27 protein-coding genes and 1 pseudogene are annotated in these 25,507 nt (G+C 70.9%); 18 read left to right on the forward strand and 10 right to left on the reverse strand.

Annotation, left to right across the window (positions count from 1 at the left end; genetic code table 11):
* Positions 1 to 14 precede the first annotated feature (14 nt).
* Together ACZ63E_RS10410 and ACZ63E_RS10415 are read left to right on the forward strand one after the other, a co-directional pair.
* Positions 15 to 617: a TetR/AcrR family transcriptional regulator gene (locus ACZ63E_RS10410; protein WP_465335747.1), complete on the forward strand. Its 603-nt coding sequence runs from the start codon at positions 15 to 17 to the stop codon at positions 615 to 617.
* A 134-nt stretch (positions 618 to 751) separates the two neighbouring features.
* Positions 752 to 1,651 (forward strand): LysR family transcriptional regulator, encoded by a 900-nt coding sequence (locus ACZ63E_RS10415; protein ID WP_465335748.1) that lies wholly within the window; start codon positions 752 to 754, stop codon positions 1,649 to 1,651.
* Here the strand turns inward: ACZ63E_RS10415 and ACZ63E_RS10420 are convergent.
* On the reverse strand, positions 1,608 to 2,474 hold the full coding sequence (locus tag ACZ63E_RS10420; protein ID WP_465335749.1) for a transglutaminase-like domain-containing protein: 867 nt from the start codon (positions 2,472 to 2,474) through the stop codon (positions 1,608 to 1,610). The two genes, ACZ63E_RS10415 and ACZ63E_RS10420, sit on opposite strands and share 44 nt — an antisense overlap.
* A gap of 21 nt (positions 2,475 to 2,495) precedes the next feature.
* On the reverse strand, positions 2,496 to 3,494 hold the full coding sequence (locus tag ACZ63E_RS10425) for a GlxA family transcriptional regulator (RefSeq protein ID WP_465335750.1): 999 nt from the start codon (positions 3,492 to 3,494) through the stop codon (positions 2,496 to 2,498).
* Between the two features lie 71 nt (positions 3,495 to 3,565).
* On the opposite strand from ACZ63E_RS10425, the pseudogene ACZ63E_RS10430 reads away from it, so the two are divergent.
* Positions 3,566 to 4,341, forward strand: a pseudogene (locus tag ACZ63E_RS10430) (NAD(P)H-dependent oxidoreductase).
* Between the two features lie 38 nt (positions 4,342 to 4,379).
* On the opposite strand, the gene ACZ63E_RS10435 reads toward ACZ63E_RS10430, so the two are convergent.
* Both ACZ63E_RS10435 and ACZ63E_RS10440 read right to left on the reverse strand, forming a co-directional pair.
* Positions 4,380 to 5,129 carry an SDR family oxidoreductase gene (locus ACZ63E_RS10435; RefSeq protein ID WP_465335751.1) on the reverse strand — a complete coding sequence of 250 codons (750 nt, stop codon included), beginning with the start codon at positions 5,127 to 5,129 and terminating at the stop codon, positions 4,380 to 4,382.
* Positions 5,126 to 5,977: an NAD(P)-dependent oxidoreductase gene (locus ACZ63E_RS10440; protein ID WP_465335752.1), complete on the reverse strand. Its 852-nt coding sequence runs from the start codon at positions 5,975 to 5,977 to the stop codon at positions 5,126 to 5,128. The genes ACZ63E_RS10435 and ACZ63E_RS10440 overlap by 4 nt, the downstream gene beginning before the upstream one ends.
* Positions 5,978 to 6,060: 83 nt before the next feature.
* On the opposite strand from ACZ63E_RS10440, the gene ACZ63E_RS10445 reads away from it, so the two are divergent.
* Positions 6,061 to 6,420 carry a winged helix-turn-helix transcriptional regulator gene (locus tag ACZ63E_RS10445; RefSeq protein ID WP_465309143.1) on the forward strand — a complete coding sequence of 120 codons (360 nt, stop codon included), beginning with the start codon at positions 6,061 to 6,063 and terminating at the stop codon, positions 6,418 to 6,420.
* Here ACZ63E_RS10445 and ACZ63E_RS10450 read toward each other — a convergent pair.
* Positions 6,392 to 7,582 carry an FAD-dependent monooxygenase gene (locus ACZ63E_RS10450; RefSeq protein ID WP_465335753.1) on the reverse strand — a complete coding sequence of 397 codons (1,191 nt, stop codon included), beginning with the start codon at positions 7,580 to 7,582 and terminating at the stop codon, positions 6,392 to 6,394. The two genes, ACZ63E_RS10445 and ACZ63E_RS10450, sit on opposite strands and share 29 nt — an antisense overlap.
* A 73-nt stretch (positions 7,583 to 7,655) precedes the next feature.
* Here ACZ63E_RS10450 and ACZ63E_RS10455 point away from each other — a divergent pair, with 73 nt between their 5' ends.
* Positions 7,656 to 8,222, forward strand: coding sequence for a TetR/AcrR family transcriptional regulator (locus ACZ63E_RS10455; RefSeq protein WP_465335754.1), 567 nt, complete (start codon positions 7,656 to 7,658; stop codon positions 8,220 to 8,222).
* On the opposite strand, the gene ACZ63E_RS10460 is transcribed toward ACZ63E_RS10455, so the two are convergent.
* Positions 8,219 to 8,776, reverse strand: coding sequence for a flavodoxin family protein (locus ACZ63E_RS10460; RefSeq protein ID WP_465335755.1), 558 nt, complete (start codon positions 8,774 to 8,776; stop codon positions 8,219 to 8,221). The genes ACZ63E_RS10455 and ACZ63E_RS10460 overlap by 4 nt on opposite strands.
* Before the next feature lie 77 nt (positions 8,777 to 8,853).
* Here ACZ63E_RS10460 and ACZ63E_RS10465 point away from each other — a divergent pair, with 77 nt between their 5' ends.
* From ACZ63E_RS10465 to ACZ63E_RS10485, 5 genes are read left to right on the forward strand one after another with little or no spacing between them, the layout of a single operon-like run.
* On the forward strand, positions 8,854 to 9,270 hold the full coding sequence (locus ACZ63E_RS10465; RefSeq protein ID WP_465309135.1) for a MarR family winged helix-turn-helix transcriptional regulator: 417 nt from the start codon (positions 8,854 to 8,856) through the stop codon (positions 9,268 to 9,270).
* Between the two features lie 56 nt (positions 9,271 to 9,326).
* Positions 9,327 to 10,118, forward strand: coding sequence for an SRPBCC family protein (locus ACZ63E_RS10470; protein WP_465335756.1), 792 nt, complete (start codon positions 9,327 to 9,329; stop codon positions 10,116 to 10,118).
* A gap of 34 nt (positions 10,119 to 10,152) precedes the next feature.
* Positions 10,153 to 11,256: a sensor histidine kinase gene (locus ACZ63E_RS10475; protein WP_465335757.1), complete on the forward strand. Its 1,104-nt coding sequence runs from the start codon at positions 10,153 to 10,155 to the stop codon at positions 11,254 to 11,256.
* On the forward strand, positions 11,253 to 11,894 hold the full coding sequence (locus ACZ63E_RS10480) for a response regulator (RefSeq protein ID WP_465335758.1): 642 nt from the start codon (positions 11,253 to 11,255) through the stop codon (positions 11,892 to 11,894). The genes ACZ63E_RS10475 and ACZ63E_RS10480 overlap by 4 nt, the downstream gene beginning before the upstream one ends.
* Positions 11,895 to 11,933: 39 nt before the next feature.
* The gene (locus ACZ63E_RS10485; RefSeq protein ID WP_465335759.1) at positions 11,934 to 13,139 is read left to right on the forward strand and encodes an FAD-dependent monooxygenase; all 1,206 of its coding nucleotides are present in this window, start codon (positions 11,934 to 11,936) and stop codon (positions 13,137 to 13,139) included.
* A 1-nt stretch (position 13,140) separates the two neighbouring features.
* Here the strand turns inward: ACZ63E_RS10485 and ACZ63E_RS10490 are convergent, their stop codons facing one another.
* Entirely contained in the window at positions 13,141 to 13,926 is a 786-nt protein-coding gene (locus ACZ63E_RS10490; protein ID WP_465335760.1) for a GNAT family N-acetyltransferase, read from the reverse strand.
* Positions 13,927 to 13,981: 55 nt separating this feature from the next.
* On the opposite strand from ACZ63E_RS10490, the gene ACZ63E_RS10495 reads away from it, so the two are divergent.
* Positions 13,982 to 15,619: an acyl-CoA carboxylase subunit beta gene (locus ACZ63E_RS10495; RefSeq protein WP_465335761.1), complete on the forward strand. Its 1,638-nt coding sequence runs from the start codon at positions 13,982 to 13,984 to the stop codon at positions 15,617 to 15,619.
* Entirely contained in the window at positions 15,616 to 15,840 is a 225-nt protein-coding gene (locus ACZ63E_RS10500; protein WP_465335762.1) for an acyl-CoA carboxylase subunit epsilon, read from the forward strand. Before ACZ63E_RS10495 ends, ACZ63E_RS10500 begins: the two co-directional genes overlap by 4 nt.
* Here ACZ63E_RS10500 and ACZ63E_RS10505 read toward each other — a convergent pair.
* Positions 15,837 to 16,295 (reverse strand): MarR family winged helix-turn-helix transcriptional regulator, encoded by a 459-nt coding sequence (locus tag ACZ63E_RS10505; protein ID WP_465335763.1) that lies wholly within the window; start codon positions 16,293 to 16,295, stop codon positions 15,837 to 15,839. The two genes, ACZ63E_RS10500 and ACZ63E_RS10505, sit on opposite strands and share 4 nt — an antisense overlap.
* A gap of 9 nt (positions 16,296 to 16,304) precedes the next feature.
* A complete protein-coding gene (locus tag ACZ63E_RS10510) occupies positions 16,305 to 17,198 on the reverse strand; it encodes an LLM class flavin-dependent oxidoreductase (protein ID WP_465335764.1) in 894 nt (297 codons plus the stop codon).
* Positions 17,199 to 17,718: 520 nt separating this feature from the next.
* On the opposite strand from ACZ63E_RS10510, the gene ACZ63E_RS10515 reads away from it, so the two are divergent.
* The 4 genes from ACZ63E_RS10515 (at position 17,719) to ACZ63E_RS10530 (ending at position 22,357) form a co-directional block, all read left to right on the forward strand.
* Entirely contained in the window at positions 17,719 to 18,345 is a 627-nt protein-coding gene (locus ACZ63E_RS10515) for a PadR family transcriptional regulator (RefSeq protein ID WP_465309111.1), read from the forward strand.
* A complete protein-coding gene (locus ACZ63E_RS10520; protein ID WP_465335765.1) occupies positions 18,326 to 19,942 on the forward strand; it encodes a DHA2 family efflux MFS transporter permease subunit in 1,617 nt (538 codons plus the stop codon). Before ACZ63E_RS10515 ends, ACZ63E_RS10520 begins: the two co-directional genes overlap by 20 nt.
* Positions 19,943 to 20,274: 332 nt before the next feature.
* Positions 20,275 to 20,904: a Maf family protein gene (locus ACZ63E_RS10525; RefSeq protein ID WP_465335766.1), complete on the forward strand. Its 630-nt coding sequence runs from the start codon at positions 20,275 to 20,277 to the stop codon at positions 20,902 to 20,904.
* Positions 20,905 to 21,004: 100 nt separating this feature from the next.
* Positions 21,005 to 22,357 carry a dicarboxylate/amino acid:cation symporter gene (locus ACZ63E_RS10530; RefSeq protein WP_465335767.1) on the forward strand — a complete coding sequence of 451 codons (1,353 nt, stop codon included), beginning with the start codon at positions 21,005 to 21,007 and terminating at the stop codon, positions 22,355 to 22,357.
* 40 nt (positions 22,358 to 22,397) lie between these two features.
* On the opposite strand, the gene ACZ63E_RS10535 is transcribed toward ACZ63E_RS10530, so the two are convergent.
* On the reverse strand, positions 22,398 to 23,123 hold the full coding sequence (locus ACZ63E_RS10535; protein ID WP_465335768.1) for a hypothetical protein: 726 nt from the start codon (positions 23,121 to 23,123) through the stop codon (positions 22,398 to 22,400).
* Between the two features lie 158 nt (positions 23,124 to 23,281).
* Here ACZ63E_RS10535 and ACZ63E_RS10540 point away from each other — a divergent pair, with 158 nt between their 5' ends.
* Positions 23,282 to 23,557, forward strand: coding sequence for an SAV_915 family protein (locus ACZ63E_RS10540; protein WP_465335769.1), 276 nt, complete (start codon positions 23,282 to 23,284; stop codon positions 23,555 to 23,557).
* A 106-nt stretch (positions 23,558 to 23,663) separates the two neighbouring features.
* Positions 23,664 to 25,460, forward strand: a complete 1,797-nt coding sequence (locus ACZ63E_RS10545) for an acetyl/propionyl/methylcrotonyl-CoA carboxylase subunit alpha (RefSeq protein WP_465335770.1) — start codon at positions 23,664 to 23,666, stop codon at positions 25,458 to 25,460.
* The last annotated feature ends 47 nt before the right edge of the window (positions 25,461 to 25,507 follow it).

Raw genomic sequence — 25,507 nt, forward strand, 5'->3', positions numbered from 1 at the left:
CTACGATGGCGGCGATGTCACCGAGGAAAGCCGCGGCCCAGCGGGACGGCCAGTCCCTGTACGACCTCCTGGTCGAAGCCTGCGAGAAGCTGATCGCCGAAAACGGCACGGCGAACCTCACCGTGCGCGGGATCGCGCGCACGGCGGGCGTCGCCGACGGGGTGCTCTACAACCACTTCTCCGGCAAGGAGGAGCTGATCGCCTACGCGCTGCTGAAGTACGTGCGCCACACGGAAAAAACGCTGGGCGAGCTCCCGACACCCGGCGAAGGCACGGTGGCCGGCAACCTCCGCCGTCACCTGGAGTTCGGCCTGACGCTGCACCGGGCGATCGTCCCGGCGTTCAGCGGCCTGGTCGGGCAGCCGACCGTGCTGGAGCAGTTCGCGGCGATCAGCGAGAACTCGGGCGACTGGCGCGACCGCCTGCTGGCCTACCTCGAAGCGGAACGGGACCTGGGCCGCCTCCGCCCGGAGTCCGAAGTGGACGCCTCGGCGGCGCTGCTGGTCGGCTACTGCCACAACTCGGTGATGGCGGCGGTCTTCCCGCACACGAGCCCCCTCGACCCGCCGAGCCCGGAGTCGGTGGTCGAGGCCGTGCTCCACGGCATCGCTCCCTAGCCCCTCGGTCCCGCACCCGCACCCGCACCACCCGTCGGCGCGGTCCGTCCTCTGTAGAGCAGACGACTTGAATCCCGTCATTCGCGACCTGGGAAGGGAAAGACCGATGGACGCTGCCGCGATACCGTTGCGGTATGGACGATGTCGAGGTCCGTGAGCTGCGGTACTTCCGCGCGGTCGCCGAGGAGCTGAACTTCTCCCGGGCCGCCGAGCGGCTCGGGATGGCGCAGCCACCGCTGTCGCGCGCGATCCGGCTGCTGGAGCGGCGGCTCGGGGTCCTGCTGTTCGAACGCACCAGCCGGCACGTGTCCCTCACACCGGCCGGGAACGTCCTGTTCGCGGAGTCGGCGAAGGCGCTCGACGCCGTCACCGCGGCGGTCCGGCGCACCCGCCGGGCGGCGCAGGACGCGCCGCCGCTCGTGGTCACCGCCAAACCCGGGGTCGCCACCGAACTGCTGCGGCGGATCGCCGAGGGGTACCCGGACCGGGTCGAGATCCGCATCAGCGGGTTCGGCGAGCAGGCGGAGATGGTGCGGGACGGCCGCGCGGACGTGGCGGTGGTCGGCGGCCCGGCCGACAACGACGGCCTGGACGTCGAGGTGCTCTTCAGCGAGCCGCGGGTCGCCGCGCTCCCCTCGGGGCACGAGCTGGCCGGGCGGGCCGCGCTGGCCTGCGCGGACTTCGCCGGGCGGCCGACGCCGTGGTGGCCGGACGCGTCCGCCGCGGACCGGGCGTACTGGTCCGGGCAGGACGTGACCGGTGGCGCGGCCACGCCGGGGCCGGTGGTGCACAACAGCGAGCAGATGCTGGAGACCGTCGCGCTCGGGCAGGCGATCGCCTTGCTTCCGGTGTCGGTGGCCGAGCAGCGGGTGCGGGCCGACGTCGTCTACCGGCCGGTGGTGGACGCGACGCCGTACTCGCTCGTCCTGGTGTGGCCGACCGACGCGCGGGACCCGCGGATCGCGCGGTTCGTGCGGACGGCCGTCGAGGTCAGCGGAGCACCACCTCGACCGGGAGCTGTCCCGGCGGGGTGACCGAGCGGATCACCGGCGGCACGCGGACGTCGTCGGCCTCGAACGCCACCCGCAGCTGCTCGACGTCGGCGTCGGCCATCAGCTCGGCCAGCTCGTCGGCGCGGGCGAGGGTCGCCGGGGAGAGCGTCGCGTCCTCGGTGAGGCCGCCCCAGAGATCCCACAGGATCATCTCGTGCTTGTTGAGCGCGGCGAGGTCGAGCACGAGGTTGTGCCACGCGTACGGCAGCCCGCGCAGGAAGGACACGTCCAGGTCCGGGGAGACGACCAGCCGGTCCGGGTCGACGTCGCCGGAGCGGGCCGCGGTCCACGCGTCGGCGCCGGTCAGGAAGCGGTCGCGGGGCACGTCGAGGAGGTCGAACTCGCCGAACCCCGCAGGGAACTGCGGTTCGACGAGGTGCCACTCGGCGCCGTCGTGGATCTCGGCGACCACGTGGTCGAGGTGCCAGCCCGGCACGAGATAGCTCGCGAACCCGACGCGGGCGCGGGCCGGGAAACCGTGGTGCCGTGCCATCGAGACGAACAGGAGGGTGAAGTCACGACAGCAGCCGACGATCCGCTGCAGCGGCTGACGCGGGCCGCCCGGCGGTGCCGGGTCGAGCTCGCGCAGGCGGGCGAACATGTCCGAGGCGTAGCGCAGGTTGATCTCTTCGCGCCGTGCCGACGGGAAGCCGTGCTCGGCGATGTCCCCCTGCGCCCAGTAGTGGAACACCAGCTCGGACGCCGCGAGGCGCAAGGCCGCGAGGTCGTCCGGCGTGCTGTCGAGCCAGGACGACTGGGCTCCCGGGTCGGTGAACCGGCTGTGGCTGACGTAGAAGTCGTCCATGGCCGACCACGCTAGCCGGATTCAGCCCGCCTGCGTCGCCAGTTCGCCGTGGAACGTCGAGCGGTAGGCGCTCGGTGACACCCCGAGGGCCACCTGGAAGTGCTGGCGCAGCGACGCCGCCGTGCCGAACCCGGCCTCGGTGGCGACGCGGTCGACCGGCAGGTCCGACTCCTCGAGGAGCTGGCGGGCGCGCTCGATCCGTTGCTGCGTCAGCCATTGCAGCGCCGAGATGCCGACCTCCTCGCGGAAGCGGCGGGTGAACGTCCGGGTGCTCATCGCCTCGCGGGCGGCGAGCTCGCGCAGGGTGAGCGGCCGGTGCAGGTTCTCCAGGGCCCAGGCGCGCGCCTCCTTGGTGGAGGAGGTGCGGGGCTCGGGCACCGGCCGGCGGACGAACTGGGCCTGGCCGCCTTCACGGTGCGGGGACACCACGGTGCCGCGGGCGACTTCGTTGGCGACCGCCGTGCCGTGGTCGCGGCGGATCATGTGCAGCACGAGATCGATCCCCGAAGCGACCCCCGCGGAGGTCAGGACGTTGCCCTCGTCGGTGTAGAGCACGCACGGGTCGACGTCGACCTCGGGGAACCGGTCCTGCAGCTCCTCGGCGGATCGCCAGTGGGTGGTCGCGCGCCGGCCGTCGAGCAGGCCGGCGGCGGCGAGCACAAACGCGCCGGTGCAGATCGACGCGATCCGGGCGTCCGCCGGGATGCGCTCCAGGGCCGCGGCCAGCGGCGGGGTGAGCACCCGCGCCATCGGCTCGTATTCGGCCGAGGACGCCGGGACGATCACCGTGTCGGCCTCGGCCAGCACCTCGGGACCACGGTCGATGGGGATGGCGAAGTCGGTGTCGGTGCGCACCGGGCCCGGTTCGAGGGTGCAGGTCACCACCTCGTACAGCGGCTCGCCCGACGCCGAGCGGGCCTGCCCGAACAGCCGGTGGACGATGCCCAGCTCCATCACGAGCAGACCGTGCCGGACCAGCACGGCAACGTGGTGACGCCCGGGGTGCACAAATTCGGCCATGGCTCGATTCTTGCACATGTTGGCTATCAGGCCACTCGATCGGCCGAGGAGATCGAGTGACCATCGAGGTCATGGACGTGTTGTGGGTTTTTGCGCATCCCGAGCCCCGCTCACTGAGCGGCGCCCTCCGCGACGACGGGCTCCGGACGCTCCGCGAGCTCGGTCACGAGGTCCGGGAGTCGGACCTGTACTCGATGAAGTGGAACCCAGTGGTCGACGCAGCCGACTTCGGCGCCGAAGCCGGCGACGAGCGCCTGGTGGTCGGAGCAACGTCGGCGCGGGCGCACGCGCGGGGCGAGCTGAGCCCCGACATCCTGGCGGAGCAGGAAAAACTCGACTGGGCGGACGCGCTCGTCGTGCAGTTCCCGCTGTGGTGGTACGGCCTGCCGGCGATCCTGAAGGGCTGGTTCGACCGCGTCTTCGTAAAGGGTTTCGCCTACGGCATCCGAGCAGAAGGCGGCCGAACGTTGCGCTACGGCGAAGGCCGCCTCACGGGCAAGCGCGCAATGACGGTCCTCACGCGGGCGCCCGCGAACCGGCCATGGGCCCACGCGGGGTGAACGGCGCCCTGAACGAGGTCCTGTTCCCACTGCACCACGGAACGCTTTTCTACGCGGGAATGACGGTCCTACCCCCACTCGCGGTCTACGGCGCCGACCGCCTGTACGACAACGACTTCACCGAGGCGCGCGAACTACTGCGAAAGCGCCTGGACGCATTGGAAACGACGGAGCCAATCCCGTTCCGCACCCAGAACGGCGGCGACTACGACGACGACCTGGTCCTCCGCCCTGACCGCGCGCCCGGAGTGACAGGCTTGGCCGCGCACCTCACCCAGGCAGGGTGACGCACCGGCCCAGCCACGCCACACGGCCCAGTCGCGCCTCAGGCGGGCAACGTCAGCCGCTGCCCCAACCCCCCGTCCACCGGAAGATCCGCTCCCGTCGTAAAAGTCGCCTCGAAAGCCAAAAACAACACCGCCGCCGCCACTTCCTCCGCAGTCGCGTGCCGCTTCAGCGGGGTCACCACATCACCGGTCTCCTTGAACGCCGCCAGCACCTCCGACGGCACCCCCGTCACCCCCATCGTCGGGGTGTCCGTGTAACCCGGGCTGACCACGTTCACCCGGATCCCGCGCGGCGCCAGCTCGGCCGCGTACGTCCGGGCGAACGACCGAACCGCCGCCTTCGCCGCGGAATACGGCCCCATCCCGGCGATCCCGGCCTCCGCCGCCACCGAGGTCGTGAACACGAACGATCCCCCAGTCCGCACCAACCCCGCCAACCGCTGCGCCGTGAAGTACGCGCCCCGGGTATTGACCGCGAACGTCCGGTCGTAGATCTCCGGTGTCGTCTCGGCGAACGGGGTCAGCGTTGCGAACCCCACGTTGACGAACACCAGGTCCAGCTCACCAAGCGTCTCCGCCGCCACCGCACCCAGCTCGTCGACGTCCGCAAGAGACGCAGCGTCCGACGACAGCACGTGCGCCTTTCCCGGCAGTTTCCCCTCCAGCGACGAGACGTCGCGGCCGGTCAGGAGCACCTCGGCCCCGCCGTCGAGGAGGGCCTTCACCACCGCCAGCCCCATTCCGTGGGTGCCGCCCGTGACCACCGCCTTCTTGCCCAGGTACTTCACCGGATCTCCTCGATGACACTCGCGATCGCGTGCGCGCCGTGGCCCGATGCCACCGCGCGGTCGAACAGCTCGTGCAGGGCGGCCGGGACCGTGACACCGATCCCCTGCGCTCGGCTCGTCTCCACCAGCAAACCGAGCCCGGCCGCGTTGATGTCCAGCGCGGAGACGTCGGTCTCGTACTCGCCGCTGGCCACCTGCGCGCCGATGCCGGGCAGGAATCCTCCCACCGCCGAGAGCCAGCCCAGCGCCATCGGCGTGAACTTCTCAGGCGTGACCCCCTCGGTTCCGACCAGTGCCAGCGCGTGCAGGTAACCGCCCATCGTCGACCACATGATTCCCAGCAACGCCAGGTCGTACAGCGCCGCCAGTCCGGCGTCCTCGCCGAGGAACACCGGCTTTCCCAGCACTTCCAGCACGTCCCGCCCCGCCGTGAACGCCGCTTCGGAACCGCCGTAAAGAACCCGCGCGCCCGCGGTGCCGATGCCCTGTGGCACGGCCATGATCACGCCGTCCACGTAGTCGATTCCCTGCGACGACGCCCATTTCGCCGTCTCGCGAGCTTCTTCCGGCGTTCCGGACGTGAGGTTGACGAGCAGTTTCGGCTCGGCCGCCGCCAGCACCGGCCGCTGGACGTCGTATGTGGACAGACAGCTGATGACGACGTCCGCCGAGGCCGCTTCCGCCGGGGTGGCCGCGAGCCGTGCTCCCCGGTCAAGCAGCGGGCCCGCCTTGAGCGGCGACCTGTTCCACACCACCACGTCGTGGCCCGCCCCCAGCAGGGCCCCCGCGAGCGCGGCGCCCATCCGCCCCAGGCCGAGCACGCCCACCTGTTTTGTGCTTTCTCCCATGGGTTCCATGCTGCTGACGCGCTTTACAATGGACAAGTACCGACTAATAAGTCGGGTACTCACCAAAAGGTAAGGATCGGCGCATGCTGGCGAGAACCTACCGCTGCGGACTGGACGCGGCCATCGACGTGGTCGGCGGCCGCTGGAAGGCCCTGATCCTGTGGGCGCTGCACGCCGAGCCGCTGCGGTTCGGCGAGCTGAAGCGGAAGGTCGCGGGCATCAGCGAGAAGATGCTGATCCAGGCGCTGCGAGAGCTGGAGGCGGACGAGATCGTGCACCGCGAGGTGTTCCGGGAGGTCCCGCCGAAGGTCGAGTACTCGCTGACCGGCCTGGGTCAGCGGCTGAACACCGCGTTGCTGCCCCTGGGCGACTGGGGCGAGGAGAACATGGCGGGCATCGCGAGCCGCCGGGGTGTCACGCCGGCGCCGCCGCATAGCGCTTGAGCTTGATCGTGTTGCCCGCCTTGAGCGGCAGCTCCTCGATCAGCTTGCGCCACGGCAGGTACGGCAGCAGCTTGTAGTTGAGGTTGCGCATGCGGATCCACGCGCGGGTCGGCGGGACGAACCACTTCCCGTTGCCCTCGGCCAGCTTCTGGCACGCGGCGACGAGCTCGCGCATCTCCTCCTGGTACGCGCCGAACGCGCTCCGGTGGTCACCGCCGGCCGCCGCGAGCTCGCCGGCCAGCACGTATGCGCCGACGATCGCGAGGCTCGTCCCCATGCCCGAAAGCGGTGCGGCGCAGTACGCCGCGTCGCCGACCAGCGCGACCCGGCCGTTCGAGTACCTGTCGAGCTTGATCTGGCTGGCCGAGTCGAAGTAGAAGTCCGGCGCCTCGCGCATCGCCTTGAGCAGCGTCGACGTCTCCCAGCCGACATCGGCGAAGCGCTCTTCGACGATCCGGCGCTGCTGCTCGACGTCGCGGTGGTCGTAGCCGAGCGGGTCCGAGCCGAACCAGAACAACGCCTTGGCCTCGCTGTTGTCCCGCGCGCTGTAGACGCCGACAGTGCGGTTCGGCTCGTTGTAGAAGCGGCCGACGTGGTCGAGGCCGAGGTGGTTCGGCACGGTGAAGATCGAGACGTAGTACCCGAGGTCGCGCCGGTAGGAGGACTCGTCGCCGAAGACGAGCGAGCGGACGTTCGAGTGCAGCCCGTCGGCGCCGACGACCAGGTCGAACTCGCGCGGCTCGCCGTGTTCGAAGGTGACCGTGACGCCGTCGCGGTGCTCGGTGATTCCGGTGATCGAGTCGCCGAAGACGTACTCGACGTCGTCCGCGGTCGCCTCGTGCAGGATGCGTGAGAGGTCGCCGCGCAGGATCTCCAGCTCACCGCTCTGGAACGTCGACGGCGTGACCACCAGCGTCCGGTCGTCGCCGTCCACATAGGACACGTCGCCCATCCGCGTCGCCGCCGCTTCGACCTGGCCGATCAGGCCCATCCGGTCGAGGACGTCGAGGGACGCGCCGCGGAAGTCGACCGCGTAGCCGCCATCGCGCAGCCGGGGCGCGCGTTCGACGACCGTCGGCGTGAAGCCGTGGCGGCGGAGCCAGAAGGCCAGGGCAGGGCCGGCGACGCCGGCGCCGGAGATGAGGACTCGTCTGTTCTGCATGCCGAGAACCATAACCTCGATTTGGGCGATCGCGCAATGCGTTCGCCTAAGACGATCGTGCTAGACTCTCGGCATGGGCAACAAGGAAGCACTGCTGGCGGGCGCGAAGCGCTGCCTGAACGAGAAGGGGTACGCCCGCACGACGGTGCGCGACCTGGCCTCGGCGGCGGACGTCAGCATGGCCGCGATCGGGTACCACTTCGGCTCACGGGAGGCGCTGCTCAACGCCGCGCTGATCGAGGCGAACGAGGAGTGGGGTGAGACGCTGGCCGGCGTCCTGCAGGCCGAGACCCCCGCGGACGCGTCACCGGCCGAGCGCTTCGAGCTGATCTGGCAGCGCGTCATCGAGTCGTTCGGGGCGCACCGCCGGATGTGGGCGATGACCTTCGAGGCCTGCTCGCAGCCGGATCTCGACGATAAGGTCCGGGCCCAGCTGGCGAACGCCTTCGAGCTGGCCCGCTTCGGCCTGGCGAACCTCTTCCAGGGCCTCGACGACGGCGGCGCCGAGGCCCGGGCCGCCGGCACGGTGCACCAGGCCCTGCTTTCGGGCGTGATGCTCCAGTGGCTGGTCGACCCGGACCACGCCCCCTCGGGCGCCGACCTGGTCCGCGGCCTGCGCCTGATCGCGGCGGACGCCTAAGCGGTCACGAGAGCCTTGCTGAAGAACGTCTCCGCCGCCGTCATCGCGTCGGCGTCCAGCAGGACGTCACCGGGACGGCTTCCGTTGCCCAGCAACACTCCTCCCCAGTTCATGCTCAGGTACTCGGCGCACAGCTCCAGCGTGCCGATCAGCGGCTGGGCTTCCCGCGCCGTCTCGCTCAGGACGCTCACGCCCCACAGCGACTTGCCGCGCATCCTCGGCTTGAACTCGACCGGCAGGCGCATCCAGCCGGACCAGTAGTCCAGGTAGAGCTTCACGCTCGCCGCGACCGAGTACCAGTACACCGGCGACACGATCACGATGTCCGTCGCCGCGAAGGTGGCGTCCATCAGCAGCTGCTCGTTCGGCCCCGGCTCCGGGTGCTCGCCGGCGCCGTGGCGGCGGTCTTCGAACGGCGGCAGCGGCAGCTCGGGCAGCCGCAGCCACCGCTGCTCCGCGTCGGCGGGCAGCTCCTTCGCCGCTCGCCGGGCCAGCATCTCCGTGTTCCCGCCGGCCCGCGCCGCGCCGACCAGGAAGAGGAAGTTCCGCGTCATGAGAGTCCCCTCAGTTACTTGCATGTACATATAAAGACTGTCCCTACAGCTATCCTGATGTCAAGAGGAGGCCGCACATGACCGTCGACGAACAGGCGTGGGGACGCGTTCTCGTCCTGCACGCCCGCATCGAGCAGGAGCTCGGCAAGGCGCTGCACCGCCGCCACGGGCTCGGCCTGTCCGAGTACCGCGCGCTCGGCAAGCTGGTCGAAGGCCCGCGCGGCGGCCTGCGGATGCAGGAGCTCGCCGAGGCGATCGGGCTCAACCAGAGCTCGGTCAGCCGGATGTGCGCGCGCCTCGAAGACGCCGGCCTGACCATCCGCGACCTGTGCGAAGACGACCGTCGCGGCGTCTACTCGGTGATCACCGACGCCGGCCGCAAGCGCTACGCCGAGACCGAGCCGACGTACTGCTCGGTGCTGCGGACCGCGCTCGACAAGGCCGCGGGCGATCCCGAGCTCACCGCCGCGGTCGCCGCCGTCCGCGGCGCTTGACCCGAATATGCCACGGTGGTTATATACGGGCACAGGCACCCTGACAGGAGGACGCCGTGCCCGCGAAGCTGCTGACCGCCGACGATCGCCCCGTGCTCAGGCTGGAACGCCGTCTCGAGCACCCGCCCGAGAAGGTGTGGCACGCCCTCACCGACCCCGCCGAGCTGGCGCACTGGTTCCCCGCGCAGGTGGACGTCGACCTGCGCGCGGGCGGCGCCATCCGGTTCACCTTCCCCGGTGAGGACGACACGACGACCGGCCGGGTCGTCACCGCCGACCCGCCGCACGAGTTCACCTTCGTCTGGAACGACGACACCCTGCGCTGGCTGGTGTCCCCGGACGGCGAGGGCAGCCTCCTGGAGTTCACGCACACCTTCGGCCGCGGCGACCCCGCGATCGCGAGGCTCGCGGCGGGCCGCAACGCCGCCGGCTGGGACGTCTGCCTCGACGCCCTCGACGCACGGCTGTCCGGCCGCTCCTTCACCCAGCCCGGCCAGTGGCACGACCGGATGGCGTCCTACGTGACGGAGTTCGGCCTCGACACGGGCGAAGTCCTGCCGGACGGCACCATCCGCTTCCGCCGCGACCTGGTCTGGAAGCCCGTCGACGAGGTGCGGGCGCTGCTGCCCGGCGAACCCGGCTGGCACGTGCTCCAGGACCCGCTCGACGGCACGCGCGTCGAGCTCACCGAAGCCGCCGAGGCCGACGTCCCCGCGCAGCTGGCCAGGCGGCACGAACAGCTCGACAAGCTCTTCGCCGCGACCCACGGCGTCGACCTGCCGGACTGGACGCCCGACCGCGTCGAGTACGTGAAGAAGCAGTACGCGGAGCGTCCGACCCAGGGTTGACGCTTCCCCCGCGCGGCCGCATTACGTTCGGTCCATGCGAATCCGCGTGGCACTCGACGTGCTGGCCGCGCTCGTGCTGGGGATCGGCGCGGGCGGCAACCTCGCCGCGGGCGCGTGGACGCTCCCGGTGTGGCTGCCCGCCTGGCTCGGCTGGACGATCCTGCTGACGAGCGTTCTCCCGATCGTGCTCCGGCGGTGGTGGCCGCTCGGCAGCTACGTGCTCAGCCTCGTGCTGGCCGCGGCCGCCGTCCCGATCGGCGGCCCGGTCTTCGGCGTCGCCGTGGTCGGCGCCGGGTGTGCGCTTTACGTCGTGGTGGTCCGGCTGAACCGCCGGTTCGGCCAGATCGGCCTCGCGGCCGGCATGATCGAGCTGGGTGTGCTGGCCCTGGTCCTGTCGAACCCGAGCGCGGCCACGACGGTGAACTTCAGCGTGTCGGCGCTGGTGGTCGGGTTCGTGCTCGGCATCACCGTCCGCACCCGTCGCGAGTACGCCGTGATCGAACGGGAAAACCATGCGCGCCAAGCGGTTTCGGCCGAACGCCTGCGGATCGCGCGGGAGATGCACGACGTCGTCGCGCACAGCATGAGCCTGATCGCGGTGAAGGCGGCGGTCGGCAACCACGTCGCCCTCGAGCAGCCGGACCAGGCGCGGGACGCGTTGCGCGTCATCGAAGACACCAGCCGCGAGACGCTCGCCGAGCTGCGGCGGATGCTGGGGGTGCTGCGCGACGGCACCGGCGTCCCGGCCCTGGCGCCCGCCCCGACGCTCGACGACCTGCGTGCGCTCGCCGAACGCGCGCAGATCGCGGGCCCGGCCGTCGACCTCGTCGTCGACGGTCTCGACGAGCTGCCGAACGGTGTCGGCCAGTCCGTGTACCGGATCGTGCAGGAGGCACTGACCAATGTGGTCAAACACGCGGGCGCGACGACGTGCCGCATCCACGTCACCGGCGGCGACGGCGAGGTGAGCATCGAAGTGCTCGACAACGGCCGCGGCGGCGTCGCGACCCCGGGCCACGGCCTGATCGGGATGCGCGAACGCGTCGCCGTCTACGGCGGCGAGTTCAGCGCGGGCCCGTGCGACCACGGCTTCCGCGTTTTCGCGCAGCTCCCCTACGAAACGGCGGTGGCCCGATGACCCGCGTCCTGATCGCCGACGACCAGGCGTTGCTGCGCGGCAGTTTCCGCGTGCTGGTGGACAGCGCACCCGGGCTGAGCGTGGTCGGCGAGGCGTCCGACGGGGTCGAGGCGGTCGCGCTGACCCGGCGTGAGAAGCCGGACGTCGTGCTCATGGACGTCCGGATGCCGGAGATGGACGGCATCGAGGCGACCCGCCGGATCTGCGCCGAGACCGACGTCCGGGTGCTGATGCTGACGACGTTCGACCTCGACGAGTACGTCTACGCGGCCCTGCGCGCGGGCGCGAGCGGCTTCCTGCTGAAGGACACCCGCCCGGCAGACCTGCTGGCGGCCATCGACGTGGTGGCCTCCGGCGACGCGCTGCTGGCGCCGTCGGTGACCCGGCGGCTGGTGGCGGAGTTCGCGCGGCTGCCGGCCGGCCCGGTGACCCGGTTGGACGGCGTGACCACGCGCGAACAGGAAGTGCTGACGCTGATCGCGCGCGGGTTCTCGAACGACGAGATCGCCGCGCGCCTGCACCTCGGCATCGCGACGGTGAAGACCCACATCGGCCGCCTTCTGCACAAGCTCGCGGCGCGCGACCGGGCCCAGCTCGTGATCACGGCGTACGAGTCGGGGCTGGTCCGCCCGGGCTGAGGCTCAGGACGGCTACGGTGGGTTGGAGGGAGGTACACCTTGAGTCGCAGCATCCTCGTTTCCGGCGCCAGTATCGCCGGACCCACCTTGGCCTCGTGGCTTTCGCGGGCGGGCTGGGACGTGACCGTCGTCGAACGCTTCGACCACGTGCGCGAGCAGGGCCAGAACATCGACGTCCGCGGGGTCGGGCGCCAGGTCATCCGCCGGATGGGCCTGGAGGACGCCGTGCGCGCCGCGCACACCGGGGAGACCGGCACGGAGTTCGTCGACGAGCACGGCCGCGCGATCGCCACCTTCGCGGGCGGCACCGACGACACGTCCGGTGGCACGGCCGAGCTGGAGATCCTCCGCGGTCAGTTCGCCAAGATCCTCTACGAGCACTCCAGGAACGACGCCGAGTACGTCTTCGGGGACCAGATCACCGCCCTGCACGACGACGGCTCCGGCGTGGACGTCGAGTTCCGGCAGGGCGCGAGCCGGCGGTTCGACGCCGTCGTCCTCGCCGAAGGCCTCCGCTCACGCAGCCGCGCGCTGGTCATGCCCGACGCCCGGATCGACGAACTGGGCCTCTACAGCGCCTTCCTCGCCATCCCGCGCACCGGCGACGACACCGACCGCTGGCGCGTGCTGGCGTGCGGACGAGGGCGGACCCTCTCCCTGCGCCCGGACAACCTCGGCACCACCCAGGCGTCCCTGGGTTTCATCTCCGACGTGCGCGGCCTGGACCGGCTCGACCGCGACGACGTCGTCGCGGTCCTGCGGGCGACCTTCGCCGACGTCGGCTGGGCCGGTCCGCGCGTGCTCACCGAGCTGGACAACGGCTCCCTGTACTTCGAGGACGTCGGGCAGGCGAAGCTCGACACCTGGAGCCGCGGCCGGGTCGCGCTGCTCGGCGACGCCGCGTACTGCGCGTCCCCGATCAGCGGCATGGGCACCACGCTGGCCCTGGCCGGCGCCTACGTCCTGGCCGGGGAGCTCGCCGGTCACGACGATCCGCGCGTCGCCTTCGCCCGCTACGAACAGGTGCTGCGGCCGCTGGTCACGAAGGCGCAGCAGCTCCCGCCGGGGGCGCCGCAGATCGCCCACCCCCGTTCCCGCCTGCAGCTCACCGCGTTCCGGACGGCGGTGCGCGTGGCCGCGTCACCGGTGCTCGGCCGGGTGTCGGGGCTGGCCGGCAAGTTCATGTCACCGCCGGCCGAGGCGATCACGCTGCCGGAGTACCCGATCCCGGCGGCCACCGGGTAGGTCAGCCCACCGCCCGGGTGAACGGCGCGAACCTCCGTGCCGGGTCACCCGGGAGCGTGCGGCCACCGAGGACCAGCCGGGGCGCGAGGGCGCCCGGGACCAGCCCGCGTTCGCGGATCCACGCGGTCAGCGCCGGGAACCGGAAGTCGGGGTCCACGCGGACTTCGCCGGACGCCGACCGCGCCACCCCGCGGATCAGCGCCTTCGCCTGCTCCTCCGTGTCCGCGACCACCGGGCCGATCACGGTCACGTGCCCGATGTCCACGCCGAACGCAAAACCGCCCGCCACGACGAACGGCGTCCCCAGCCGCTCCAGCAGCGGCCGCCGGTCCACGCCCTGAGCGCGCAGGTCCAGCGGGAAGACGTCCGGTAACGAACCCGGCGAAGCGCCCGGCCCGCCGTCGTCGGCGAAGGTGCCGACGTGGCCCTGGCAGCCGCCGTCGAGGACAAAGCCCATCGACTCGTACAGCGGCTGCCCGGACTTCGATGCGTGGAGCCAGACCACCCGGTCGCCTGCCGCCGCAAGCGCTTGCGCCGTGATCGCGCGACCCAGGCCCTGGCGCTCGTAGCGGGGCGCGACCAGCACCATCGAGATCGACGCCACCGCGCCGAAGGACACCAGGGCGGCCGAGGCGGCCAGACCGTCGCCGTCCGGCGCGTCGATCCCGAACACCTGCCCGACGTCGTGCAGCATCGCCCACTTCGGCGGCTCGCGCGGCCACGACCGGGATTCGGCCAGGTCGGAGCAGGCGGGCAGGTCCGCGGGGGTCAGCAACCGGATCTCCATGGACGTTGCCTACGCCACACGCGAAGTGACCGGCAAGTAGCTAAGCTCCCGTGGCATGAGCAGTGCGACGGAGCCGCTCGGGACGCCGCCCGAGGACGAACCGGACATCCACACCACGGCCGGCAAGCTGGCCGACCTGTACCGCCGGTACGACGAGGCGGTGCACGCGGGCTCGGCCCGCGCGGTGGAGAAGCAGCACGCCAAGGGCAAGAAAACCGCGCGCGAACGGATCGAGCTGCTGCTCGACGAAGGCTCGTTCGTGGAGCTCGACGAGCTGGCCCGGCACCGCTCGACCAACTTCGGGCTGGAGAAGAACCGCCCGTACGGCGACGGCGTCGTCACCGGCTACGGCAGCATCGACGGCCGCCCGGTCTGCGTGTTCAGCCAGGACGTGACGGTGTTCGGCGGCGCGCTCGGCGAGGTCTACGGCGAGAAGATCGTCAAGGTGATGGACCTGGCGATCAAGACCGGCCGCCCGATCATCGGCATCAACGAAGGCGGCGGCGCGCGCATCCAGGAGGGTGTCGTCTCGCTCGGCCTGTACGGCGAGATCTTCAACCGCAACGTCAAGGCGTCCGGCGTGATCCCGCAGATCTCGCTGATCATGGGCGCGAACGCGGGCGGGCACGTCTACTCCCCCGCGCTGACCGACTTCGTGGTGATGGTCGACGAGACGTCGCAGATGTTCATCACCGGCCCGGACGTCGTCAAGACGGTCACCGGCGAAGACGTCACCTTCGAGGAGCTCGGCGGCGGCCGGACCCACAACACGAAGTCCGGTGTGGCGCACTACCTCGGTTCCGACGACGAAGACGCGATCGCGTACGTCAAGGAGCTGCTCTCCTACCTGCCGCAGAACAACCTGTCGGACGCGCCGGTGTTCGAGGCGTCGGACGCGCCGGCCGGGTTCTTCGATGACGTGACCGACGCCGACCGCGAGCTGGACACGATCATCCCGGACTCGCCGAACACGCCGTACGACATGCACGAGGTCATCACCCGTGTGGTCGACGACGGCGAGTTCCTCGAGGTCCACGAGCTGTTCGCGCCGAACATCATCGTCGGGTTCGGCCGGGTCGACGGCCAGAGTGTCGGCGTGGTCGCGAACCAGCCGACGCAGTTCGCCGGCTGCCTCGACATCGACGCGTCCGAGAAGGCCGCGCGGTTCGTGCGCACCTGCGACGCGTTCAACATCCCGGTGGTGACCTTCGTCGACGTCCCGGGGTTCCTCCCGGGCACCGACCAGGAGTGGAACGGCATCATCCGCCGTGGCGCGAAGCTGATCTACGCCTACGCCGAGGCGACCGTCCCGCTGGTCACGATCATCACGCGCAAGGCCTACGGCGGCGCGTACGACGTCATGGGGTCGAAGCACCTCGGCGCCGACATCAACCTCGCGTGGCCGACCGCGCAGGTCGCGGTGATGGGCGCGCAGGGCGCGGCGAACATCGTGCACCGCAAGACATTGGCGAACGCCGCTTCCGAAGGCCGCGACGTCGACGCGCTGCGGGCCGAGCTGATCCAGGAGTACGAGGACACGCTCCTGAACCCGTACGCGGCGGCCGAGCGCGGTTACGTCGACTCGGTGATCGTGCCGGCGCACACCCGCGGGCACGTCGCGCGGGCGTTGTCGTTGCTGCGCAACAAACGTGAGGCGCTGCCGCCCAAGAAGCACGGGAACATCCCGCTGTGAGCGAGGAGCGCAAGCCCCTGCTGCGGGTGGTCCGAGGAAACCCGAGCGACGCCGAGCTGGCGGCGCTGACGGCGGTCGTCGCCGCGGCGGCTTCGGCTCCGGCGTCCTCGGAGAAGCCGAAGCCGCGTACGTCCTGGTGGGGCGACCACGCGACCGCGCTGCGGAAGCCCCTTCACCACGGCGAAGGTGCTTGGCGCGCTTCGGGTTTGCCCGGCTCCTAGCGCGAAAGAGCGTCGAGGAACACGGTCGGGACCTCGTTCTCGCGGACGACCGTCCCGAGCAGCGCGGCCAGCCGGTCTCGGTCCTCGGTGCCCAGGCTCGCGGCCAGGTCGTCCACGCGGCGGCACGTCGCCGCGTAGAAGTCCTCCGCCAGGACACGACCTTCGGCCGTCAGCACAACACGCACGGCGCGGCGGTCGGCCGGATCGGGTTCGCGGCGGACGAGCTCCCGCCGGACCGCGCGGTCGACGAGCCCGGTGAGGCTGGACTTCTCCAGGCCGAGCGTCGCGCCGAGGTCGCCCATGCCGTAGGGCCGGCCCATCAGCACGCACAACAGCTGACCCTGCTGCACGGTGAGCCCGTACTCACGGGCCGACTCGGCGTAGACGGCGTTCACCAGGAACGACGCCCGCACGAGCCCGGCCACCACGCCGAGGTCCTCCCCGCGTTTCCCCATCACACCAGCCTACTTCGCGACGGCCTCCCGCACGGCGGGCGCGATCTCCTCGGCCCACCGGGCGGCGGCGGTCTCGTCGGGAGTGCTGCCGCCGGGCCCGAAGAGCACGAACCCGGCGGCGCCGTGCTCCAGCACCGCGCCGGTCAGCTCCTCGATCCACTGGTCCGGTGAGCCGCCGATCCAGCGCCCGTCGTCGGCGCGGGTCTTCGCCAGCGGCTTTTCGCTGATCCGCCCGGGGAAGTTGTAAACGGTGACAACGTCGGCGGGCTCGCGTCCGGCGGCGGCCGCGGCTTCGTCGATCACCGGCCGCGAGGTGCGATAGCGTTCGCTGAGCCAGTCGGCGGCGCGGCCGGGCATCCACCCGTCGGCCACCCGCCCGGTGACGGCGAGGGACTTCGGCCCGACGGACCCGGTCCACACGGGCGGCACGGGTTCCTCGGCCGGCTCCAGGTTCGCGACCTGGTAGAACTCGCCGTCGAAGGTGACCGGCCCACCGCCCCCGCCGAGCAGTTTCACCAGCCGGATCCCCTCCTCGAACGCCCGCACGGCCGCCCCGGGCGTCAGCTTGGCGACGCCGAGCCGGGCGATGTCGTCCCAGAGCCCGCCGACGCCCATGCCGAGCACGATCCGCCCGCCGCTCAGCGCGGACAAGGACGTGACGGTCCTGGCGAGCATCGGCGCGTGGCGCGTGGGCAGGTTGGTGACGCTGACCAGGCCGGAGACCCGTTCGGTGCGCCCGAGCAGAACGCCGATCTCGGCGTAGGCGTCGAGCCGGTCGACGTAGTAGGGGTGATCGGAGACGGTGACGAGGTCGAGCCCGGCCCGGTCGACCTGGACGGCGAGCCGCAGGGTCTTCTCAACGGCGGCAACGGCCGTTGACACCCCGATCCCGAAGTGCACCATGATTCCTCCCAGTTTTAGTTCGCTCTACGAACTGACTATACATAGTTCTTAGCACGAACTACTGAGACTCAGACAGGAACCCTCCGGCGAGCACGCACCATCAGGGTCTCCACGCTCCGCCCTGCCCGCTTCACTTCCTCCACTGCGAGGGAAGCGTGGGTGCAGCCCGCCTTGGTCTTCATGTTCAGGAGAGCGCTCAACGCACGACTCGTCTCTTTGTCGACCTTCCGGATTTCCTCCTCCGAGCGCCGGCCCAGCACTCGGTGCAGCTGCCCCGGTCGTGAACGTGCTCTCGTATCCAGCCAGGGCTGCGAGTCCGTCACCGTGGCCAGAGGTCGGTCCTCCATCGACCACTCCCTAAGCGTTCCGAGAGAAGCCACCGGAGCCCCGACACCGGATCATGGAAGCTTCCAGACCGTGTACGCACGGTCACAGAACCGACCGTGGACTCCCGCATAGTCTGCGCCGTATAGTCCACGTGGAATAAACGACCTGGAGTCATCCGGAGGGACCAACGATCATGGCCTCGGCCAAGCTGACCCCACTCGGCATCGCGGTGCTGGAGCTGCTCCACGAGAAGCCCATGCACCCGTACGAGATGGCCCAGCTCATGCGGGAGCGGTACGTCAGCACGCGGGTCAACGTGAAGGCGGGCTCGCTCTACCACACCGTCGAACGCCTGCACCGGGACGGCTTTGTCGAGGTCGTCGACACGCAGCGTGACGGACGGCGGCCCGAACGGACCGTCTACGGCATGACCCAGGCGGGCCTGGACGCGTTCAACCAGCGCGGCCGCGAACTGCTCGGCGACCTCGTCGAGGAGTTCCCCGCCTACCTTTCCGGGCTCGCCGTGATCGACGAACTGGGGCGCGAAACCTCGTTGATCGAGCTCGACCACCGGGTCACGCGGCTGCGCGCCGCGGTGGCCGCCGACCAGGCCGTGCTGCAGCGGCTGGCCGAAGACGCGACGCCGCCGATCTACTGGCTCGACTGGCGCTTCAAGTGCGACCAGCGGAAGTTCGAGCTCGAGTGGACCGAGCGGCTCGTCGACGACCTCGCGTCCGGGCGGATCCCGTTCCAGGACTGCGAACAACCCAGGCTCACGCTCATCACCAAGGAAGACGACGATGAACGCAAGACAAGCTAACCCGTGGGCCGCGCTGGGCGCGCTGTGCCTCGGCTTCTTCATGATCCTGCTCGACACAACCATCGTGTCGATCGCGATCCCGACCATGCTGCGCGAGCTGAACGCCGGACTGAACTCGGTCGTCTGGGTGATCAGCGTCTACCTGCTCACCTACGCCGTGCCGATGCTGTTCACCAGCCGCCTCGGTGACCGCTTCGGCCCGAAGCGCGTGTTCCTCGCCGGGCTGGTCGTGTTCACCGGCGCGTCGCTGTGGTGCGGTCTGTCCGGCAACGTCGAGATGCTGATCGCCGCGCGTGCGGTGCAGGGGCTCGGCGCCGCGCTGATGACGCCGCAGACGCTGGCGTTCATCACGCACCTGTTCCCGCCGGCCAAGCGCGGCCCCGCGATGGGCATGTGGGGCGGTGTCGCCGGCCTGGCGACCATCGCCGGCCCGCTGCTCGGCGGGGTGCTGGTGGACCACCTCGGCTGGGAATGGATCTTCTACGTCAACGTGCCGATCGGCGTGATCGCCATCGTGCTGACGCTCATGCTGGTGCCGGACTGGCAGCCGAAGCACTCGCATTCCTTCGACCTGCTGGGGATCGTGCTCTCCAGCGCGGCCCTGTTCTGCATCGTGTTCGGCGTCCAGAACGGCCAGCAGTACGACTGGGGCACGGTCTGGGGCGGCATCACCGTCTTCGAGATCATCGGCGCCGGCGTGGTGCTGCTGCTGGCTTTCCTGGCGTGGCAACGGTTCAACAAGCGTGAGCCGCTGCTGCCGCTGCAGGTGTTCTCGAACCGGAACTTCTCGGCCGGGACGCTCACCGCGACCACGGTCGGCTTCGCGATGACCGGCATGTTCCTGCCGCTGGTGATCTACATCCAGTCGGTGCTCGGGCTGACCCCGACCATGGCCGGCCTGCTGACCGCGCCGATGTCGCTGCTGTCCGGGATCATCGCGCCGTTCGTCGGGCGCGCGTCGGACAAGGTCAACGGCAAGTACCTGGTGATGTTCGGCCTCGCCTCGCTCGCCGCGGGGCTGGGTGTCATCGCGCTGCAGGCGTCGCCGACGAGCAGCCCGTGGAGCTTCATCCCGGCGCTGCTGCTGTGCGGGCTCGGCATCGGCTGCATCTTCTCGCCGATGAGCAACATGACGATGGGCTCGGTCGAGCCGCGGCTGGCCGGGACGGCGTCGGGCATCTTCAACACCTCGCGCCAGGTGGGCGGCGTGCTGGGTTCGGCGGCGATCGGCGTGCTGCTGCAGGCGCGCGTGACGGCGTCGATCACGGACGAAGCGGCGAAGGCGGCCACGCAGCTGCCGGAGCAGTACCGGGCGCCGTTCGCGGAGGGCATCGCGAAGGCGGCCGCGAGCACGGGCGAGTTCGGCTCCTCGGGCGGTCCGTCGCCGATGCCGGGGCTGCCGGCGGAGATCGCGGCCCAGGCGGGGAAGCTGGCCTCGGACGCGGTCCACAGTGGACTCACCGACGCGGCCCGCGTGACGATGCTGCTGCCGATGGTGGTGCTGCTGCTGGGCATCGTCTCGGCCGCGGTGATGCGGCAGGTCAAGCCGCGCTGGGAGACCCCGGCGCCGGCCGCGCCCGAGGCCGCCACGGCCTGAAAGCCGGGCGGGCCTGTCGTTCCGGTGTCGGGTGGCCGGATCGACAGGCCCGTACGGACCGCGGGAGCGGTGGTCTAGTTCGACGTGGCCTTGGGCAGCGAGGGGGGCTCGGTCCGGAGCGGCTCGCGGCCCTTCGAGGGGCGGCGCTTCACCCACCACGGCGGTCGTGCCCCCAAGGCGGAACCCGTCACCCGTACCGTCATCGGGGTCACCTCCGAGCTCCTCGCGGCACCCGCGCCGCCCATATGTTGCGAGCCACAACAAACTAACTCGGCATCCGGGTGACGGCGGTCACAATTCGGTCACGACCCCCGCCCGGGTAGGTTCCCGGGGTGCAGTTCGTCCTCGCCTCCCAGTCCCCCGCCCGGCTCGCCCTGCTGCGCTCGGCGGGCCTCGACCCGGCCGTGTTCGTCTCCGGTGTCGACGAAGACGCCGTCGCCGCGTCGCTGACCGAGCCGGAGCCCGCCGAGCTGGTCATGGCGCTCGCCGCGGCCAAGGCCGAAGCCGTCCTCGACCAGGTCGCCGCCGCGCACCCGGACGCCGTGGTCGTCGCCTGCGACTCGATGCTGAACATCGGCGGGCGGATGGTCGGCAAACCGGCCACCCCGGACATCGCGCGGCAGCGCTGGGCCGCGATGGCGGGCTCATCCGGTGAACTCTTCACCGGCCACACGGTCGTCCGGCTCGAGGGCGGGAACCGCGCCAAGGAGGCCTCCGGCTCGATGTCGACGGGTGTCCGGTTCGGCACGCCGAGCGCCGCGGAGATCGACGCCTACGTCGGCACCGGCGAGCCGCTACACGTCGCCGGCGGCTTCACGATCGACGGCCTGGGCGGCTGGTTCGTCGAAGGCCTCGACGGCGACCACACGAGTGTCATCGGTCTCAGCCTGCCGCTGACGCGCCGGCTGCTGGCCGAGGTCGGCGTGAGTGTCGTGGATCTCTGGCGGCCTCCCGCATCCTGAGAAAGGCACCACACGAACGGGCGATCCGGAAGAGTCCCGTCCTGCCTAACGTTCTTCTGACGAGGCAAGACAAGATACTTTCAAGCACCGGAGTAGCCCCGTGTCTTTTGTACGGACATACACCAAGCCGCGGGTGTTCGCGGCCGCGGTTCTCGGCGCGCTCGTCGTTGGCGCCCTGCTGGGTGTCGTCGCACGGCAGACCGAGGCCGGCTGGCTGACCGATCTCCTCGACCAGATCGGCACCATCTTCACGACGCTGCTGCAGATCGCGGTGATCCCGCTGGTCTTCACGGCGATCGTGGTCGGCATCAACAGCCTGCGCAAGCTCGGGGGCGGCCGCACGGCCGCGCGCCTGGGCGGCAAGACAGTGCTGTGGTTCGCGATCACGTCGTTCATCGCCTCGCTGATCGGCATCGCCGTCGGCCGGATCTTCAACCCCGGCTCCGGCGGCCTCGGCGGTGTCGAAGCCACCGCGAAGAACGCCGAGAAGGCCGCGAAGAGCGTCGACAGCTGGGGCTCGTGGAGCGCTTTCATCAACGGGCTGCTGCCGGAGAACTTCATCAAGGCCTTCGCCGACGGCGAGACGCTGCAGGTGCTGTTCCTCGCGCTCGTGATCGGCGCCGCCGCCTACAGCCTGGGTGACAAGGCCAAGCCGTTCGTCGACTTCACGACGAGCGTCTTCGAGATCATCCAGCGCTACCTCGGCTGGATCGTCCGGCTCGCCCCGATCGGCATCATCGGCCTGATCGGCGCGGCCGTGGCCAACTACGGCGACGCGCTGTTCCGGCCGCTGTTCTCGACCACGCTCGCGGTGTACGTCGGCTGCCTGCTCGTGCTGTTCGTCGTCTACCCGATCCTGCTGCAGTTCGTGGCCAAGGTCAGCCCGCTGAAGTTCTTCTCGAAGGCCGGCACGGCAATCCAGTTCGCGTTCGCCTCGCAGTCCTCGGCCGCGACCCTGCCGCTGACCCGCCAGTCCGCGGTGAACCTCGGCGTCCAGCCGGCGTACGCGGCCTTCGCGACCCCGCTCGGCAGCGCCACGAAGATGGACGGCTGCGCGGCGGTCTTCCCGGCGATCGCGGCGATCTTCGTCGCGAACCTCGCCGGGGTGTCGCTGAACTTCTGGCAGTACGCAGGCATCGTGGTGGTCGCCGTGATCGGCGCGCTCGCGACGGCCGGCACCACCGGCTGGCTGACGGCGTTCACGCTGACGACGTCGTTCATCGGCCTCGACGCCAAGCAGGTCGCGCTCGGCCTGGCGCTGATCTACTCGGTCAACCCGATCATGGACATGATGCGCACGGCGACGAACGTGGCCGGCCAGATCGTGGTCCCGGTGGTCGTAGCCCGCGGTGAGGGCCTGCTCGACGAAGCGGTCCTCAACACCCCGACGGACCGCCCGCAGGCCTCCGACGACGGCTCCGCGGCCCGCCACACCGAGCCCGCCCCCGCCTGACCTGACGCCGAGCGCCCCGGGGCCCGCCTCGGGGCGCTCGTCAGGAGGACGGGCAGGCGCGCAGGTCGGCGCGGGTCAGGCGGATGTCCGGCCAGCCGCGCAGGTCCGAGGGCGAGGTCACCCGCCGGGTGCAGCCCACCGACTTGCCCGTCAGGTCGTAGACCTCGCCCAGCACCGGCGCCGCCGCGCACTGCGGGGTGCCGTCGTCGGCGTCGGCGCAGTCGTGGCGGACCACGATCACGTCCGGGCGGCCGTCGGCCGTGACGTCGTAGAGCGCGAGCGTCCCGGCGTCGGCGTAGAACGGCTTCCCCGAGTCGCGCCACACTCCCCCGCCGGCGACCAGCAGCTCGCCGTACGCGGCCGTGCCCTCGTCGCCGACGTCGCCGCGGACCAGGCACGTCGGCGCGGCGCCGTCGATGCAGCGCAGCGAGTTCTGGTCCAGCCGCACCCCCAGCTGGGCGATCGACAGCTCGAACACCGTGCCCGGCTCCGGCCCGATGCGCAGCCGTCCGGACCCGCCCGAGGCGTCGGTGAGCAGCACGACCGGTGTGCCGCCGACCGTCATCGCCGCGAGCTGGCGGCACGGCCCGCCACCGCAGGTCACCACGGGCGCCACCGGGCCGGCCGCGGGCTCGGCCGCGCCGGCGGGCACCTCCGGGCGCGGCCGCAGCAGGAACACCGAGCCGATCGCGCCGAGGGTCACCACCGCGGCCAGCACCGCGGTGAGCAGCGCCGACCGGGGCGTCCGCGCTGCCGAAGTCCGCATAAGACAGAGCGTAAGCCGCTTCGCGACCGTGTGTGGGCAGCGCCCCGGCGCCGTGTGGCCGAAATCCCCCGGGGGTGCGAGACCACCCCGGCGGACCCCCTGAACGGGTGACCTGATAGGGCCAGATCTCGCTCTGCGTGTCCGTCTATGTTGGCCGGGTGACGAACCCCAACCTTCCCCCCGCCCTGTACCTGCCGACCGGGCCGGTGAACGTCGAAGCCGAAGGCGCGTCGATCGAGCTGCGCCGCACGCCGGACGGCCGCACCGCGCTGGTCGCCTTCACCGCCCTCGACCGGCTGATCGACTGCTGCGGCGAGCACCAGCCGTGGGTGCTGGTCAACACCGAGCACCTGCCGAAGGTGCACGCCGCGAACCCGTACGACGTGATCGTGCTCGACTCGCCGCTGCCGGCGGAGCTGCGTCACCACGTCTGAGCGTGGTTCAGCTCTCACTCCAGAGACGCGCGACGTCGTATCCGTAGACTTCCCAGGTGCCGCGCAGGCGGTCAGCAATGCAGCTGTCGGACACAGGAGGTGCGGGGTGGCCGAGCAGGTCGGCGAATCCACGGGTGGCCCGGTGACCAAGATCCTGGTCGCCAACCGGGGCGAGATCGCGGTACGCGTGATCAGAGCCGCGAAAGACGCTGGTCTCACCAGTGTCGCGGTGTACGCCGACCCGGATCGCGACGCACCGCACGTGCGCCTGGCCGACGAGGCCTTCGCGCTGGGCGGCACCACGGCCGCGGAGAGCTACCTCAACATCGACAAGCTCCTCGACGCGGCGAAGCACTCGGGCGCCGACTCGGTGCACCCGGGTTACGGCTTCCTCTCCGAGAACGCGGACTTCGCCCAGGCCGTCCTCGACGCCGGGCTGACCTGGATCGGGCCGAGCCCGCAGGCCATCCGCGACCTCGGCGACAAGGTCACCGCGCGGCACATCGCGACCCGCGCGGGCGCGCCGCTGGTGCCGGGCACCAAGGAGCCGGTGAAGGACGCGAGCGAGATCGTCGCGTTCGCCGACGAGCACGGCCTGCCGGTGGCCATCAAGGCCGCGTTCGGCGGCGGTGGCCGTGGCCTCAAGGTCGCGCGCACCCGCGAAGAGATCCCGGAGCTGTTCGAGTCCGCGACGCGCGAGGCGGTGGCCGCGTTCGGCCGCGGCGAGTGCTTCGTCGAGCGTTACCTGGACAAGCCGCGGCACGTCGAGGCCCAGGTGCTGGCCGACCAGCACGGCAACGCGATCGTCGTCGGCACCCGCGACTGCTCGCTGCAGCGGCGGCACCAGAAGCTCGTCGAGGAGGCGCCCGCGCCGTTCCTGTCCGACGACCAGCGCAAGCGCATCCACGAGTCCGCCAAGGCGATCTGCAAGGAAGCCGGGTACTACGGCGCCGGCACGGTCGAGTACCTCGTCGCGACCGACGGCACGATCTCGTTCCTGGAGGTCAACACGCGCCTGCAGGTCGAGCACCCGGTGTCGGAGGAGACGACCGGCCTCGACCTCGTCCGCGAGATGTTCCGCATCGCGCGCGGCGAGAAGCTGCGGATCACCGAGGACCCCGAACCGCGCGGCCACTCGATCGAGTTCCGCATCAACGGCGAGGACGCCGGCCGCGGCTTCCTGCCCGCGCCGGGCACGGTGACGAAGTTCGTCGCGCCGAGCGGGCCGGGGGTGCGGGTCGACTCCGGCGTCGAGTCCGGCAGCGTCATCGGCGGGCAGTTCGACTCGATGCTGGCGAAGCTGATCGTCACCGGCACGGACCGGAACAACGCTCTCGAACGCAGCCGCCGCGCGCTCACCGAGATGATCGTCGAGGGCATGGCGACGGTGCTGCCGTTCGACCGCGTGATCGTGAACGACCCGGCCTTCATCGGCGACGAGAACGGCTTCAGCGTGCACACGCGCTGGATCGAGACGGAGTTCGACAACCAGATCGAGCCGTTCGTGGCGCCGGACGTCGAGGCCACCGAAGACGAGCCTCGCCAGAACGTCGTCGTCGAGGTCGGCGGGCGGCGGCTCGAGGTGTCGCTGCCGGGCGGGTTCGCGCTCGAAGGCGGCGGCGGGGGCGGCGGCACCGCCGTCAAGGCGAAGCCGCGCAAGCGCGCCGGCGGGGGCAAGGCCGCCGTCAGCGGCGACGCCGTCACCGCGCCGATGCAGGGCACCATCGTGAAGGTCGCCGTCGAAGAGGGCCAGTCGGTCGAAGCCGGTGAGCTGATCGTCGTCCTCGAGGCGATGAAGATGGAGAACCCGGTCACCGCACACAAAGCGGGCACCGTGACCGGACTTTCGGTCGAGGTGGGCGCCGCCGTGACGCAGGGCACCCAGCTCCTGGAGATCAAGTAGCGCAGTTCGTTACGGATGTCGTGGTGGGCCGCCCCCGAGGCGGCCTA

Source organism: Amycolatopsis sp. NPDC104819, assembly GCF_055583145.1.

Bases quoted from the DNA above. Each gene is read 5' to 3' on its own strand.
- ACZ63E_RS10410 (WP_465335747.1), top strand. From the start codon at position 15: ATGTCACCGAGGAAAGCCGCGGCCCAGCGGGACGGCCAGTCCCTGTAC.
- ACZ63E_RS10415 (WP_465335748.1), top strand. From the start codon at position 752: ATGGACGATGTCGAGGTCCGTGAGCTGCGGTACTTCCGCGCGGTCGCC.
- ACZ63E_RS10420 (WP_465335749.1), bottom strand. From the start codon at position 2,474: ATGGACGACTTCTACGTCAGCCACAGCCGGTTCACCGACCCGGGAGCC.
- ACZ63E_RS10425 (WP_465335750.1), bottom strand. From the start codon at position 3,494: ATGGCCGAATTTGTGCACCCCGGGCGTCACCACGTTGCCGTGCTGGTC.
- ACZ63E_RS10440 (WP_465335752.1), bottom strand. From the start codon at position 5,977: ATGGGAGAAAGCACAAAACAGGTGGGCGTGCTCGGCCTGGGGCGGATG.
- ACZ63E_RS10445 (WP_465309143.1), top strand. From the start codon at position 6,061: ATGCTGGCGAGAACCTACCGCTGCGGACTGGACGCGGCCATCGACGTG.
- ACZ63E_RS10450 (WP_465335753.1), bottom strand. From the start codon at position 7,582: ATGCAGAACAGACGAGTCCTCATCTCCGGCGCCGGCGTCGCCGGCCCT.
- ACZ63E_RS10455 (WP_465335754.1), top strand. From the start codon at position 7,656: ATGGGCAACAAGGAAGCACTGCTGGCGGGCGCGAAGCGCTGCCTGAAC.
- ACZ63E_RS10460 (WP_465335755.1), bottom strand. From the start codon at position 8,776: ATGACGCGGAACTTCCTCTTCCTGGTCGGCGCGGCGCGGGCCGGCGGG.
- ACZ63E_RS10465 (WP_465309135.1), top strand. From the start codon at position 8,854: ATGACCGTCGACGAACAGGCGTGGGGACGCGTTCTCGTCCTGCACGCC.
- ACZ63E_RS10475 (WP_465335757.1), top strand. From the start codon at position 10,153: ATGCGAATCCGCGTGGCACTCGACGTGCTGGCCGCGCTCGTGCTGGGG.
- ACZ63E_RS10480 (WP_465335758.1), top strand. From the start codon at position 11,253: ATGACCCGCGTCCTGATCGCCGACGACCAGGCGTTGCTGCGCGGCAGT.
- ACZ63E_RS10490 (WP_465335760.1), bottom strand. From the start codon at position 13,926: ATGGAGATCCGGTTGCTGACCCCCGCGGACCTGCCCGCCTGCTCCGAC.
- ACZ63E_RS10495 (WP_465335761.1), top strand. From the start codon at position 13,982: ATGAGCAGTGCGACGGAGCCGCTCGGGACGCCGCCCGAGGACGAACCG.
- ACZ63E_RS10505 (WP_465335763.1), bottom strand. From the start codon at position 16,295: ATGGGGAAACGCGGGGAGGACCTCGGCGTGGTGGCCGGGCTCGTGCGG.
- ACZ63E_RS10510 (WP_465335764.1), bottom strand. From the start codon at position 17,198: ATGGTGCACTTCGGGATCGGGGTGTCAACGGCCGTTGCCGCCGTTGAG.
- ACZ63E_RS10515 (WP_465309111.1), top strand. From the start codon at position 17,719: ATGGCCTCGGCCAAGCTGACCCCACTCGGCATCGCGGTGCTGGAGCTG.
- ACZ63E_RS10520 (WP_465335765.1), top strand. From the start codon at position 18,326: ATGAACGCAAGACAAGCTAACCCGTGGGCCGCGCTGGGCGCGCTGTGC.
- ACZ63E_RS10535 (WP_465335768.1), bottom strand. From the start codon at position 23,123: ATGCGGACTTCGGCAGCGCGGACGCCCCGGTCGGCGCTGCTCACCGCG.